This window comes from Flavobacterium daemonense (assembly GCF_007341385.1).
In the GTDB taxonomy this organism is placed as follows: Bacteria; Bacteroidota; Bacteroidia; order Flavobacteriales; family Flavobacteriaceae; genus Flavobacterium; species Flavobacterium daemonense.
Genome location: NZ_VJYD01000005.1, coordinates 282,413 through 296,999, shown reverse-complemented (window position 1 = coordinate 296,999; position 14,587 = coordinate 282,413). Strand labels below are relative to the sequence as shown.

Annotated in this window: 15 protein-coding genes; 1 reads left to right on the top strand and 14 read right to left on the bottom strand. The window is 33.6% G+C overall.

What is annotated here, in order from left to right:
• Positions 1–43: 43 nt before the first annotated feature.
• The 7 genes from FND99_RS09175 to FND99_RS09145 all read right to left on the bottom strand — a co-directional run bounded on the left by FND99_RS09175 (position 44) and on the right by FND99_RS09145 (position 5,662).
• Positions 44–952 (bottom strand): pseudouridine synthase, encoded by a 909-nt coding sequence (locus tag FND99_RS09175; RefSeq protein WP_144337680.1) that lies wholly within the window; start codon positions 950–952, stop codon positions 44–46.
• A 417-nt stretch (positions 953–1,369) separates the two neighbouring features.
• Positions 1,370–2,326 (bottom strand): geranylgeranylglycerol-phosphate geranylgeranyltransferase, encoded by a 957-nt coding sequence (locus FND99_RS09170; RefSeq protein ID WP_144337678.1) that lies wholly within the window; start codon positions 2,324–2,326, stop codon positions 1,370–1,372.
• A gap of 62 nt (positions 2,327–2,388) precedes the next feature.
• A complete protein-coding gene (locus FND99_RS09165; protein ID WP_144337676.1) occupies positions 2,389–2,979 on the bottom strand; it encodes a DUF502 domain-containing protein in 591 nt (196 codons plus the stop codon).
• A gap of 74 nt (positions 2,980–3,053) precedes the next feature.
• A complete protein-coding gene (locus tag FND99_RS09160) occupies positions 3,054–3,992 on the bottom strand; it encodes a mevalonate kinase family protein (RefSeq protein WP_144337675.1) in 939 nt (312 codons plus the stop codon).
• A 3-nt stretch (positions 3,993–3,995) separates the two neighbouring features.
• Positions 3,996–4,301 carry a type II toxin-antitoxin system RelE/ParE family toxin gene (locus tag FND99_RS09155; RefSeq protein ID WP_144337673.1) on the bottom strand — a complete coding sequence of 102 codons (306 nt, stop codon included), beginning with the start codon at positions 4,299–4,301 and terminating at the stop codon, positions 3,996–3,998.
• The gene (locus FND99_RS09150) at positions 4,301–4,519 is read right to left on the bottom strand and encodes a hypothetical protein (protein WP_144337672.1); all 219 of its coding nucleotides are present in this window, start codon (positions 4,517–4,519) and stop codon (positions 4,301–4,303) included. The genes FND99_RS09155 and FND99_RS09150 overlap by 1 nt, the downstream gene beginning before the upstream one ends.
• Before the next feature lie 30 nt (positions 4,520–4,549).
• Positions 4,550–5,662 (bottom strand): diphosphomevalonate/mevalonate 3,5-bisphosphate decarboxylase family protein, encoded by a 1,113-nt coding sequence (locus FND99_RS09145; RefSeq protein ID WP_144337670.1) that lies wholly within the window; start codon positions 5,660–5,662, stop codon positions 4,550–4,552.
• Positions 5,663–5,804: 142 nt separating this feature from the next.
• Between FND99_RS09145 and FND99_RS09140 the strand changes: the two genes are divergently transcribed.
• Positions 5,805–6,281 (top strand): TspO/MBR family protein, encoded by a 477-nt coding sequence (locus tag FND99_RS09140; protein ID WP_144337669.1) that lies wholly within the window; start codon positions 5,805–5,807, stop codon positions 6,279–6,281.
• Positions 6,282–6,343: 62 nt separating this feature from the next.
• Here the strand turns inward: FND99_RS09140 and FND99_RS09135 are convergent, their stop codons facing one another.
• The 7 genes from FND99_RS09135 to FND99_RS09105 form a co-directional block, all read right to left on the bottom strand.
• On the bottom strand, positions 6,344–7,051 hold the full coding sequence (locus tag FND99_RS09135; RefSeq protein WP_144337667.1) for a hypothetical protein: 708 nt from the start codon (positions 7,049–7,051) through the stop codon (positions 6,344–6,346).
• 6 nt (positions 7,052–7,057) lie between these two features.
• A complete protein-coding gene (locus FND99_RS09130) occupies positions 7,058–7,804 on the bottom strand; it encodes a hypothetical protein (protein ID WP_144337665.1) in 747 nt (248 codons plus the stop codon).
• Between the two features lie 120 nt (positions 7,805–7,924).
• Complete coding sequence (locus FND99_RS09125; RefSeq protein WP_144337663.1) at positions 7,925–8,572, bottom strand: HAD family hydrolase; 648 nt, start codon at positions 8,570–8,572, stop codon at positions 7,925–7,927.
• Between the two features lie 6 nt (positions 8,573–8,578).
• The gene (locus FND99_RS09120) at positions 8,579–9,787 is read right to left on the bottom strand and encodes a BaiN/RdsA family NAD(P)/FAD-dependent oxidoreductase (protein ID WP_144337662.1); all 1,209 of its coding nucleotides are present in this window, start codon (positions 9,785–9,787) and stop codon (positions 8,579–8,581) included.
• 160 nt (positions 9,788–9,947) lie between these two features.
• Positions 9,948–10,625 carry a glycerophosphodiester phosphodiesterase gene (locus FND99_RS09115; protein ID WP_144337660.1) on the bottom strand — a complete coding sequence of 226 codons (678 nt, stop codon included), beginning with the start codon at positions 10,623–10,625 and terminating at the stop codon, positions 9,948–9,950.
• Between the two features lie 116 nt (positions 10,626–10,741).
• Positions 10,742–12,403 (bottom strand): alpha-amylase family glycosyl hydrolase, encoded by a 1,662-nt coding sequence (locus tag FND99_RS09110; RefSeq protein WP_144337659.1) that lies wholly within the window; start codon positions 12,401–12,403, stop codon positions 10,742–10,744.
• A 273-nt stretch (positions 12,404–12,676) separates the two neighbouring features.
• Complete coding sequence (locus FND99_RS09105) at positions 12,677–14,539, bottom strand: glycoside hydrolase family 13 protein (RefSeq protein WP_246074200.1); 1,863 nt, start codon at positions 14,537–14,539, stop codon at positions 12,677–12,679.
• Positions 14,540–14,587 lie beyond the last annotated feature (48 nt).

Here is a 14,587-nt window from a genome sequence, read left to right as displayed (position 1 = left end):
CAAAAAGCAAAACAGGATCGATATTTAATCTAATTTGAGAAACTTAAGAGTTTTTCAAATTGATAATTTCTTGGTCTGTCAGAAAACGCCAGTTTCCTCTAGGCAGATTCTTCTTAGTTAAACCAGCAAACGAAACGCGGTCAATTCGCAATACATCATAATCAAAATGTTCGAAAATTGAACGAACAACTTTTACATTAGATGATTTCAGTTTAAGGCCAACTTCGCTTTTTGCTTCTTTTTCAATATAGCTAACTTCTTCAACAAACACACGGTGTCCGTCAATAACTAAGCCTTTGCTGATTTTTTCCAAATCCTCAAATTTTAAGTTCTTGTCTAAAGAAACCTGATAAATTTTTGATGATTTCTGGTTCGGCAAAGTAAACTTGCGAATCATGTCTGTATCATTAGTGAACAGCAATAATCCCGTTGTATTCTTGTCCATTCTGCCAACAGGAGCAATTTTTGAATTGGTAGAACCACGAACAAGTTCTAGAACGTTGCGGTATTCCTGTCCTTCGTCAAGTGCAGTTGTAAAGTTTTTAGGTTTGTTTAATAAAATGTATTCTTTCTTTTCTGGCGTCAACACAACGCCGTCAAAGTTTACAACATCATTTAACTTTACTAAATAACCCATTTCAGTAACCGGAACGCCATTTACTTTAACGTTTCCAGACTGAATATATATGTCAGCGTCGCGGCGTGAGCAAACACCCGAATTTGAGATGTATTTGTTCAAACGAATTTCATCTGAAGCTTTTTGTCTCTTCGCCGGCTGATTTTGTTTTCTAAATTTTTCAGCTGCTGCTTCCTGAGCTGCTTTAACTTCAGGCTTCACTTTTTTTGGCCCTTGAGCGCGCTTAGCCATAGGAGGTTTTGGCTTGCTTGAGTTTGATCTTGAGCTGTTTGGTCTCGATCCGCCTCTTTTATTATTGCCTTCCTTATTGTTCATAAATTCTGTAATTTGTGCAAAGATAGTTTTTTCTAGCCAAATAATCTTAAGTTCATTGTCCTTAGATTAATAGCAATCGTTTTTAAGGGTTTCAGGAGCAATACAATTGGCTTTTTTTTAGGCATGCTTTCCCGCTTTCGGCTTTATCTTGTTCCGTAAACTACACAAGGATATCGCCTCAATCGGGGCTAGTTTCAAACAATTGGCTTCTTTTGAACATTTGGAATAGCATTATTTCACAGAGATTCACAAAGTTATCGCAGAGATTCACAAAGTTCTAAAATAAAATCTCCGCGTGTCTCTGTGAAATTCTTAGCGAATCTCTGTGAGACAACTAATTAGAATTTTATTTACACTAAGTAAAAAAGAGATCAGCTTAAATCTGCCTAAATCTGCGTCATCCGTGTGCCATTTAGCCTAGAATCGCGAAATTAAATTCTTCCCATGCCACAAAACGCTCGGATTAATCAAAACAATGCAGAAAACACCCGAAACAATCAAAAACTTCAAAACATTATGAAGCATTAAAAATTGTTCTTTCGAATTTGCTTTCCACAGAAAAATCAAGAAAAAAAGCAACACGCCAAAACATACGTAAAAGTAAATATCCATATAGCCAACATCATAAATATTGACTAAAATATAAACCGGAATTACCGTTAAAAAAGTAAGAACCGTGATAACCTGTTTTGAAACTTTTTCTCCATATAGTATTGGAATCGTTTGATAATTGTTGGCTAAATCACCTTTCAAGTTTTCAAGATCTTTTATCATTTCCCGAATAAATAGTAACAAAAACAGAAACACCGCATGTGCCGAAATAACCATAAAATGACTCATATGATCTTCAATTTCTTCAAACGAAATCTTGTTATAGAAATACAGTAAAATGGCAAAAAACGGAATTACAGCCATAAGTGCGGCCATCAAATTGCCAATAATTGCATACTTTTTAATTTTATGAGAATAAAACCAAATCAGGAAAATATAACCAGAAAAGAATAAAAAAGCACGCCAAGAAACAATTGACGCCATTAAAACGGCAAGAAAATTTAAAGAAAAATAAACGGTCAGTTTTGTTTTCTGACTAACCAAACGATCCAGCATTGATTTGTTTGGCCTGTTGATCAAGTCCTTCTGACTGTCGTAAAAATTATTGATAATGTAACCCGAAGCAATTGTAATCGCTGACGCAAAAACAATCAAAAACAAATAAAAATCCAACAGAATATCAAGTGCTCTTTTCTCAGGAGCCAAAATAAAAATGGCCGATAAATATTGTGCTAAAACAATAATGGGAATGTTATAACCGCGTACCACAGAAAACAAACTGACAATTTTCATTACTACAAGTTTGTGCTGTCTGCTTAACATAAATTATAAATTGTGATAGATTAGATTTGGGAAGTTAAAGGATATTTTTTGATTCTGAAAATCTAGAGTTTGTTTTTTAACAATTCGCCAGATCCAAAACCTAATTTTCGAATGCAGGCCAAAGCTTGTTTTTGCGTAATATCAATATCCTGAATATCTTTTTTATCGACAAAAACCACAGATCCGCTCCAAGGATTTGGCGCATCCGGAATAAAGACTGTAAATTTCTCTTCGCTTATTTGTTCAATTAAAAAAGCAAATTGCAAGCCGGCATCCGTAGGAACTAAGATCACTTTTAAGTCGTCATTCGATTCTATTCCTAAAATGTTTTCATTCATGCTTTTCATAAACGAATACCCCGGAACAAAACTCAAAACGCCGTCTTCTAACTTTTGAACTAGTCTTTTTGCCACCATCGTTCTTGCCAACAATCCTGCAAATAAACAAATAAGAATAATAATCAATATCCCAATAAGTTCTTGAATTGCAACTCCTAATACATTTACTTTTGGGAAATTATTTGCAATAGGAAGTGTGGTTTTTTGAACAATACCATATCCTTTTTCCAAAACAACAAGCAGAACAACAAGCGGTACTAAAAACAGGATTCCTCCTAAAAAAGTTGCTTTGATAATTTTTAATATACTTTTCATATGCAATAATTTTTTAGGATTAAATTTTTAGAAAAATGTATTCAAATAGCGTAGCTTTTTTAAGAGATTATGTTTTAGAATTGATAAACTACTTCTAGTTTATAATCTTTTAGAGAAACTTTTGCACGTTCTAAATCTTCAGTGAAACCAAGGATATAACCGCCTCCGCCAGAACCGCAAAGTTTTAGATAATAATCGTTAGTATCAATTCCGTGCTGCCAGATTCCGTGGAATTGTTCTGGAATCATAGGTTTGAAATTGTTTAACACAACTTTAGAAAGCTTTTTAGTATTGGTAAATAAAGATTTCATGTCGCCATGCAAAAAGTTTTCTACGCATGCGTCAGTATACTTAACAAATTGGTTTTTAAGCATAGTGCGGAAACCTTTGTCTTTCAGGTTTTCCATGAAAATATTAACCATTGGAGCGGTTTCACCAACAATACCAGAGTCCAACAAAAATACAGCACCTTTTCCGTCAAAACTTTGAGTTGGAATTCCGGTTGCTTCAATGTTATCTTTAGAATTAATTAAGATCGGGATGCTCAAATAACTGTTTAACGGGTCTAAGCCAGAACTTTTTCCGTGGAAAAAGCTTTCCATGTTAGAAAATATATTTTTAAGCTGTAACAGTTTTTCGCGTGTTAGGTTTTCTAAAACAGTGATTTTGTTGTTAGCATATTTATCATAAATAGCCGCTACAAGGGCACCGCTGCTTCCAACTCCATATCCTTGCGGAATACTAGAATCAAAATACATTCCGGTTTCAACATCATTTTTTAAAGTTTCTAAGTCAAAAGTAACCAATTCAGGTTGTTGAGATTGTAAAACTTCAAGATAAGAAGCAAAGCTTTTTAAGCTTTTGTTTGATGCGATTGCTTCTGCCGAAGGTTCTTCAGACTTTTTCAATGCACCATTGTAAAAATTATAAGGAATAGAAAGTCCTTTAGAGTCGCGGATGATTCCGTATTCTCCAAAGAGTAATATTTTTGAGTAAAATAAAGGTCCTTTCATGATTTATTTTATGTCTTTTTTTATTTTATTTGGGTCTTGTCTTGTGTCGAAAAACGTAATTATTTCAACTCGTTTGCTATTGAACTTATAAAACAATGTTGTTTGTTTTGTCAAAACACATTTTCGATATCTTTTATTTAATTCCGATTTAGGGAAAATTTCAGGTTCAATTTGGATTAGATAAATTACTTTGTCCAGATTTGATATAAACTTATTTTTTATTCTTTCAGACCATCGACCTTCTAAGTATTCAAATAATTCAGATAAATTTTTCTCAGCAATTTTTGAAAAGACTATTGTTCTTTTCATTAACGAAATTTTTTCATCATTTCTTCATACTCAATAAATTCACCACGCTCAATTTGTCTTTCACCTTCTTCAATTTCTTCTTTTTGAGCATCAGTCAAATCATCCCACCAATCTTTTTTCTTTTTGGTTAACAATTTTTTGACAGCCAAAATGATTGAAATATCATCTGTGCTTTCCAGAATATTCATCACTTCGCGTTTTTCTAATTGAATGTCCATAATCAAAATTTTAATTAAAGATACGCAAAATTACAATGCAATTGCGCCTTCTCCAATTTTGTCGCAAATGTACTGACGATTCTGACAAAATACAACTAATTCGCCTTGAATAAATTGCAATACTTTTTCAGTAACGTTTTCGGGATAAAGCACATGTACATTGGCTCCGGCATCAAGCGTAAAACACACAGGAATTTGGGTTTCAGTTCTAAATTTCCAAATTGCATTTATAATTTGCAGTGTGTTTGGTTTCATTAAAATAAAATACGGCATCGATGTCATCATCATGGCGTGCAAAGTCAAAGCTTCACTTTCGACAACTTTAATGAATTCTTCAAGATCTCCATTTTTGAAAATAGAAATTAATTTATCTAGATTTTCATGTGCTTGAGCAAAACGTCTTTCAGCATAAGGATGATTGTGCATTAAATCATGGCCAACCGTACTCGAAACTTGCTTTTCGCCTTTATCAACTAATAAAATAGTGTCTTGATAATTCTTGAAATTTTCATGAATTGCATATGGAAATTCAACTCCAAACAAATCGGTGCTTCCTTTAATATTTGCTTGACTTCCCCAAACTACAACATTTCCTTTTACGCTACGACAGGCACTTCCTGAACCTAAACGTGCTAAAAATGACGCTTTTTGATAGAAATATTCCTCTGTCATTTCAGGATTCAGCAATTTTTCCAAACTCATAAAATTCATCGCCAAAGCTGCCATTCCAGACGCCGAAGAAGCAATTCCGGAACTGTGCGGAAATGTATTTTGCGTATCAATCGTAAAATGATACTCTTTTAAAAATGGCAGATAAACTTCAACTCGTTCTAAAAACTTTTGGATTTTTGGTTTGAAATCTTCTTTTGGTTTTCCTTCAAAAAGTAAATCAAAAGAAAAACCATTTGTCACGCTGAGCGGTCCCGAGGCTTCGGGAGAAGCGTCTCTTTTTTCAAACCCTAATTTCGTAACCGTTTTACAATTATTCAGTGTAAAACTTACCGATGGATTTGCTGGAATCTGGTTGTCTTTTTTCCCCCAATATTTCACTAATGCAATATTGCTCGGAGTGCTCCATTCAAAGCTTCCGTTCTCGACTGTTGAAGTATATGTATTTGGAATAAAATCAGCTGCTGTAAACATGAAATATAAATTTTGGCAAAGATAGCTTTTTCACCATATAAGTTATATAAGAAAATAGAAGAGTGTTTGCTAAAATGAACTTATGTCACTTATATGGTTTCCAAAATTCTTTTGACTATTTTTGACTACAAAATTTGATGAAATGAACAAGATCGTAAAAATAATTATTGCTTTAATTGTATGTCTTTCAGTTGGATATTCTGCTGGCGAGGTTACAAAACCAAGTATTGAAACTTGGTACGTAATGTTGCAAAAACCAGTTTTTAATCCGCCAAATTGGATTTTCATGCCAGTTTGGTCCATACTTTATGTTTTAATGGCAATTGCGGCAGGATTAGTTTGGGACAAAATCAAAGAACAAAATGAAGAGGTGAAAAAAGCGCTTCTTTTCTTCATAATTCAGTTGACATTAAATGCAATTTGGTCATATCTATTCTTCGGATTAAAAAACCCATTTTTAGCTTTAATCGAAATTGCACTTTTATGGCTGATGATTTACGAAACGTATTTAAAATTCATCAAGATTAATAAGACAGCTGGTTATTTATTGATTCCGTATTTGATTTGGGTAGCGTTTGCTGCAATTTTGAATGCAAGTATTTGGTGGTTGAATAAATAATTTTGTTTCAAGTTTAAGGTTTTTCTTTGTTTCAAGTTTGATTCTATATTGAAGGGTTTTAGTTATTTCAGCTTCTTAAATTCTTCGTTTTTAGCATAAAGAAAATCAATACAAGCCAAAACATTTGGATTTTCCAGAAGCGTTTTCGATTTCGGATCTGATTCGCAAAAATCAATAAAAAGTTCTTTTTCTTCGGGTTTTAGTTTTAGATTTTTGATGAAAAAGTCGGGAGGGCAGTAAGCCATTATCAGTTTCTTAAAACGATCGTCGTCAACTTCAATTTTTTTGTTTTGTTTGCCTTTTAAAGGGAATGAAACCCGAAGAGCTTCTCTAATTGTATTATCACTAACTCCTGTATTCCAGAATAAATCTTTGGCATTTTTACTAATTAATACATCTGCAACATCGTCAGCATCAACTTTAACTTTATCAAATTCGACCTTAGTTATTACAACTTCATTTAATTCTTCAGGTTTCAGAACTTTATTCACTATCAAATTATTCTGATTGATGTTTTCCTGAGAAATTTTCAACCTTGAGAAAAAAGAATCTTTATAGAAAAAAATAAGACTGTCATGCGCTTTTACTAAAATTGAAAATTCGCCCAACTCATTTGTTTTAGTACTGACTTTTGCGGTCTTATTAATTACTTCCACTTTGTTAAGTGGTATGTTTTCTGAAAGAACTTTTCCGTTTAATAATTTTTCCGTTTGAGAAATGCTGAGCTGATAAGTAAAGAATAAAATTGTGATGAGTAGTCGTATTTTCATTAAACGTTAGTTTTTAGCTTCGGTTTTCAACTTCTTAAATTCTTCGTTTTTAGCATACAAAAAATCCATTGTACCAAGCAGATTTGGGTTTACTGTTAACGTTTTTGATTTTGGATCAGCATCACAGAATTGAAGAAAAAGTTCTTTTTCTTCAAGGGTTAATTTTAAATCTTTTGCGAAAAAATCCTGCGGAATTGTTGTGGCAATTAGTTTTTTAAAATCTATTTCGGGCGTTTTCTTTTTGGGTTTTTCTTTTTCTTTTTTGAATAAATTTATAAGTCCGCCGCCAATGGCAATAAAATCCATTCCGTTTGTAATCGATCCATCTTTAACGCCTGTGTAGCGACTGAGGCTATTGGCGCTTTTAGCATTTTTAATTTGATTGATAGCTTCGGCATCATATGTTATTTTCGGAAATGAAATTTTAGTCAGAACCACCTCTTTTAATTCTTCGGGCTTCAGAATCATATTAATGACAAGATTGTCTTTTTCAATATCATTTTGGCTAACTTTTATTCGTGAAAAGAAATAATCTTTAGAATAAAATAGGAGACTGTCTTTGGCATTTGCCAAAATTGAAAATTCGCCCAAAGCATTTGTTGTTGTACTTGTTTTCGCAGTTTTATTTATTACTTCGACGTCTTTAAGAATCAAGTTCTGAGAAACCACTTTTCCGTGAAGTAGTTTTTCGGTTTGCGAAATAGATAATTGGTAAGTGAAAAAAGAAATTGTGGTAAGTAATTTTACTTTCATCTAATGGTATTTAGTTGAAAGTAAAATTATTAGAATTGTCTTAACGAAAACCTACAGAATCTGTAAATTCTTGTTAATTTGTTTTTGTCTAGTTTGCAATTTTATTGTGAGTGAAAGCTTTTACAATATTTCAATTAATTCTGAAGCATTATTAATAACGATTTTTGCACCGCTTGTTTTGAGTTCATCTTCGGTTCTGTAACCCCATGAAACTCCAACGGGAAGCATATTCGCATTTAAAGCGGTCTGCATATCGATATCCGAGTCGCCGACAAATAGAATTTCTTCTGGTTTTATATTCCAGTTTTTACTGATTTCTATAGCTTCAAATGGATTAGGCTTTTTTAATGCTTCGGTACTTAAACCAATTGCAGTATCAAAATAATCAGGAAATAGTTCTGAGGCTATTTTCTTGGTAAGTTCATCGGCTTTATTTGAAAACACGGCCATTTTGATATTCTGCGAACTCAAATTGTCTAATAAATCTATAATTCCGTTATAAGGTTTTGTTTTTAGCGTACAGATTTTTCGGTACTCATTAATCATCAAATTAAAACAAATTTCGATTTGCTCCTCTGAATTATTTGTTGCTGGAAGTGCTTTGCTGACTAAATTTCGTAATCCGCTTCCAATAAAATATTGATAAGTGTCATAAGAATGGGTTGGGTAATTTAAACTTTCTAGAACTGTATTCATAGCATCCGAAATATCATGTAATGAATCAACTAACGTTCCGTCTAAATCAAAAATAATTCCTTTGTATTTCATTTTGTATTAAATATTTTGAGCCAGAATAAATCCGCTTGTCCACGCATTCTGAAAATTAAATCCGCCTGTAATAGCGTCGATATTTACAATTTCTCCAGCAAAATAAAGATTTTCGTGAATTTTGCTTTCCATTGTTTTGAAATTGATTTCCTTTAAATCAATGCCACCAGCGGTAACAAATTCTTCTTTAAAAGTACTTTTTCCGTTTACTTTAAATTCGGCTTTTGTTAATTGTGAAGTTAGATTTTGTAATTGAATTTTCGATAAATCTGCCCATTTGGTTTCCGAATCAATTCCTGAAGCGAGAACCAAACTTTCCCATAAACGATTCGGGAAATCAAAAGGAGATTTTTTAGAAACCGCTTTTTTAGCGTGTTCTTGTTTTAAGTCTTTTAAGATTTTTTCGGCATCTTCGGTATCAACATCATTCAACCAATTAACGAAAATCGTAAACTGATAATTTTTATCATGTAAAATACGCGCACCCCAAGCTGAAAGTTTTAGAATCGCCGGACCGCTCATTCCCCAATGCGTAATTAACAAAGGTCCTGTTGATTCCAGTTTAGTATCTTTTACGTTTACTGTAACTTGTGCCGCAACGCCGGGCAATTCTTTAATTCTCGAATCTTTAATGTTGAAAGTAAATAGGGAAGGTACAGGGCTCACAATCGCAAGTCCATGTTGTTGAAGCATTTCCCAGATTTTAGGATTGCTTCCGGTTGCCATTACTATTTTTTCGGCAGCGAAATTGTCGTTTTGAGTGTCAATTTTCCAATGATTTTCTTTTTTGAAGATAGATTGTACGCTTTGACCAGTCAGCACTTTTATACCGAGTTTTTCAGTCGCTTTTAAGAAACAATCAATAATGGTCTGAGAAGAATTAGAAACAGGAAACATTCTTCCATCTTCTTCAATTTTTAATTCTACGCCATGTTTTTCAAACCATTCAATCGTATCACCAGAACAAAATTGATGAAATGGTCCTCGAAGCTCTTTTTCGCCTCGCGGATAAAATTTTACTAACTCATTCGGTTCAAAACAAGCGTGCGTAACGTTGCAGCGACCGCCTCCAGAAACGCGAACTTTAGAAAGAACTTCTTTTCCTCTTTCTAAAATGGTAATTTTGAGTTTCGGATTTCTCTCTGCAATATTAATTGCGGTAAAAAAACCTGCAGCGCCTCCGCCAACGATGATGATGTCGAAATTTTTGATCATATTTTTTTGTTTGCCACGAATTTCACGAATTGGCACTAATTTTTTTAGCCACAGATTAAAATGATTTTCGCAGATTTTTTACTCATAATTCGCACATAAATTAATTCGTGAAAATTAGTGCAATTCGTGGCAAACAAATCTGTGGCTAAAATTTTAAACTTTATATTTTATCTGGAAAATCAGAGATTATTCCGTTTACTTTATAACTTTTTATTTTTTGAATGTCTTCTGCAATGTTTACTGTCCACGGTAAAACTAGAAAATCTTTTTCCTGCATTTCCTGAACATTTTTCGGATTCAATAAATGATAATAAGGATGAATCGCTTTTGCTTTTATGGTTTCGGCGAAAGCCAAAGCCAAATCAAGATCTGTTTCTGTTAAAACACCAATTGGAATTTTTGGATTCAAATTATGAATTTCCTGCAAAGCAATCCAGTCAAAACTTGAAACAATGAAATGTTCGTAATTCCAGTTTTTATCTGAAATATATTCTTCAACTAATTTACAAACGGATTGTGACGCGTCTCTACTTTTTAATTCAATATTGATGAAACACTTTTTATCAACTAAATCAAAAACTTCTCTTAGAGTTGGAATTTCATGCCTTCCGTCAATCAAAAATGATTTTAATTCGGACAAAGACAAGGTATTTACAGCGCCTTTTCCGTTAGTCATTTTATCGATTGTTTCGTCGTGAATTACGATTATATGCCCGTCTGCACTCATATGAACATCGAATTCAATTCCGTCTGAATTTAATTCTAATGCTTTCTGAAAAGCTTGCAAAGTGTTTTCAGGTTCGTATGCTTTTGCACCTCTGTGAGCTATTTTTAGCATTTTGCAGTGTTTTTTTCTAACCGCAAAGGTCGCAAAGTTTTATGCAAGGTTCGCAAAGTTTTTTATAATCTTTGCGAACCTTGCGATTTTCCCTTGCGACCTTTGCGGTTAAATTCTTAAAGTTTTTCCAGTAAAACAATATCAAAATCATTGTCGATAATGACTTTACCATTTACGACTTCAACTTTTTGACCTGAATAAGTGTCTAGTAATTTAGTTCCGTTTGGGAAAGTGTCACCAACAGGAAGTTCCTTTCTGCCTTTTGGCAAATCTAAACCAATAACTACTTTATCTGTAAAAACGCCTTTTGTAAACGTTCTGGAAAAAGTATATGGATACGGATTAATTAGTTTGTGAACACCAGCGCCAATTGCAGGATGATTTTTTCTAAACTGACCTAATTTCTGCCAATGCAAAAGTATTTTCTGCGTTTCAGAATTATTCTGAATAGCATCCCAATTCATGTTTGAACGCAAAGTGGCATCGCCCTGCGTGCCTTCAACCACTAAAGATCGTGCTGATTCATCTCCATAATAAACCTGAGCGATTCCGGGAGAAAGCAATAATTTATTAGCAGTTTCGATACTTTTTGTTCGGTTGCCGTCAAATGGCTGACCATCGTCGTGCGAAGACATATAATTAAGGACAGAATATCCTTTTAAGTCATTATTTAAAGCGTTTGAATATTTAGAAAACAAACCTTCATAATCGTTTTGCGCGGCATTCCATTTAAATTCAAAATTAATTAAACTGTTGAAGCCATTCTGAAAATAATTTACTTTTCGATCTCCAAAATCATAATCTTGTCCACCGCTAATTCCATAACCGTAAACTTCGGCGATTGTATAAAACGGATTTTGATCTAAAACTTCCAATGGATGATGTTTTTTCCAAGTTTCAAATGCATAATCACATTCTTTTTTAAAATCGGCCCAAACGTTTTCGTCTGTGTGTTTTACCGTATCTCCGCGATAACCATCAACGCCAAATTCTACAATATAATCTGTAAGCCATTTTATGATATAATATTTTGGTGTTCTTGGATAATTTGTTCTTTTGAAGAATTCATCTAACGAAGCAATTTCTTTTTCATAACGGTCTTCTTTTTTCCATTTTTCAACTAAAAAAGGAGGAAGTTGAACTTCTTGATTGCTTTCGGTTCTTACGTCTGGAAGATTATCCACCAAAGTACACATCGTTGTGTTTTCGAAAGATTTGTAATCGCAGACAACACCGGTTCTAACCCAGTCAGAAGGCCAAACGGGATCTTCGGGAGTTACGGGGCCTGTATGGTTTATTACACCATCAAGAATTATTCTGATGCCTTTTTCGTGTGCTTTTTTAACCAGTTTTGCCAAATCTTCTTTGGTTCCAAAATTTGGATCGAGAGCCGTCCAGTCTCTTGCCCAATAACCGTGAAAACCATAACTCAATCCGGTTCCTTCGTCAACTCCATCGTGAATTTGCTCTACAATTGGCGTAAGCCAAATAGCATTTATTCCTAGTTTTTCAAAATAGCCAGATTCGATTTTTTTTGTGATTCCGATGATGTCACCGCCTTCAAATCCGCGTAATTTTCCTGGAGTCTTGGTTCGGTTGAAATTGAGGTCGTTGGAAGTGTCTCCGTTGTAAAAACGATCTGTAAGTAAAAAATAAACATTTGCTCCTTCCCAAACGAAAGGTGTTTTCGAAGTATTATTCATTGTAACTGATTTTGAGCCAGAACAACTCATTGTTAAGTATACTAAAGATAAAAAAAGGAAAGTGTATTTTTTCATTATTTTAGAATAATTTAGGATGGATTGTAATTAAAAAATAAGCCACAGATTAAAAGATTAAAATGATTTTTTGAATCTGGGATAATCTGTTAATCTGTGGCAATAAATTTTAAACACATGGAATCATAGCTTTTCTTTGTCTTAAAAGATTTAAATAAATGACTCGTCATTTACACATAGCTTTGTGTTTGCAAAGGCTATGTTTATTTAAACAAGTGAAACGCCTTTTGTTGAGCTAGAAAATCTATGTTTCTATGTGTTTAAATAAAATAGTTATTCCAATTCTAAAACCAAAGCTGATTTTGGTTCTAAAGTAATTTCAGTAGCTAAATCAAATGTTTTTCCGCTAATAACATCTTTTCCTGATTTAAAGTTTTTGATGTTTTCTTTGAAACGATTTGTTTTTACAACCTGCTCTTTTGCATTGTTATTGAAAACTACCATAACCGTTTTTGCATCCGTATATCTAAAATAAACGTAAGTGTTGTTTTCCGGAATATAATGCGTCATTTTTCCGAAATGAACTGCTTCATTTGATTTTCTCCAATTGAATAATTTGGATGTAAAATCAAAATATTGCGCTTGTTGAGTTGTTCTTCCATCTTTTGTAAAAGCATTATTTTTATCGCCAGCCCATCCACCTGGGAAGTCTTGACGAATATCGGCATCACCTTTACTTTTTTCTCCGCCCATTCCAATTTCTGTACCGTAATACACTTGTGGAATTCCGCGAATGGTTGCCATTAACGTCATAACCAATTTGTATTTAGCGAAGTCGTATTTGTAAACTTCATTAATACGATTGGTATCATGATTTTCGGCAAAAACCAAAATATTATTGTTGTTTGGATACAAATAATCCAAAGCAAAATTGTTGTAGAATTTTATCAATCCGCTGTCCCAATTTGGAGTATCTTCATTGAAAACAGAACCAATTTGGTCTTGTAAAGTGAAATCCATTACAGTTGGCAAATTCGAATTGTAGTTTTTGATTGCTCCAATTTTACTGTCTTTTTGCCAATACGCCATACTCGCCTGATTGTGCATCCAGATTTCACCAACAATATTAAAGTTTGGATATTCATCTGTAATTGATTTTGCCCAATTTGCCATAGCAGTTGGGTCAGAATAATTATAAGTATCAACTCTGAAACCATCAAGATTCGCGTATTCAATCCACCAAATTGCGTTTTGTGTTAAGTATTTTGCAACAAGAGGATTTCTTAAATTCAAATCGGGCATTGAAGGAACGAACCATCCATCAACACAAACTTCCTGATCTGCTTTTGAAGCGTGCGTATCCGGAATTACTTCACGTCTGTGGTTTGTCTGAGTGAAATTTTCGAATTGATTGAACCAGGTTTTGGTTGGCATGTCTTTCATCATCCAGTGCGTAATTCCCCAGTGATTCGTAACATAATCCATAACCAGTTTCATGTTCTTTTTGTGTAATTCTGAAGATAAACGAACATAATCTTCATTCGTTCCGTAACGCGGATCAATTTTGTAAACGTCAGATTGCGCATATCCATGATACGAATGTTGTTTGTCGTTGTCTTCACATAAAGGTGTGTTCCAAACCGTTGTGGCACCAAGAGATGAAATATAATCCAAGTTTTTAATAATTCCTTCGATATCTCCACCATGACGACCAGCAGGTTCCTGACGATTTCCTTTTTCAGTTAAAGAAGCATCGCTGTCGTTTTTCGGATTTCCGTTTGCAAAACGATCCGGCATGATTAAATAAATCAAATCTGAGGCATCGTAACTTTTTCGGTCAGCCGAGTTTGCTCTTCTTTCTTTAAGGGAATATTTCTGCGTAAAAGCTACTTTATTATTATTTTTGAAAGAGAAAACCAATTCTGAAGCTTTTAAATTTTGCGTGTCAATAGTTACAAAAAGATAATTTGGATTTTCTGTTTTTTCTACATTTTTGATCGTCACATTATTCGAAACCGAAGCTTCGTATTGTGCAATGTTTTTTCCGTAGAACATAATCTGAAGTTCCGGATTTTTCATTCCGGCGTACCAAAACGGCGGTTCTACTTTTTGGATTTGCGCTTTCGCGGAAGCGGAAAACAACAAAACCATTAAAACTATTTTATAGAATGTGTGGTTAATTTTTAGGTTATTCATAGTAAAGATGAATTTAAACCATATGAGAAATGTAAGAACATTTAAGAC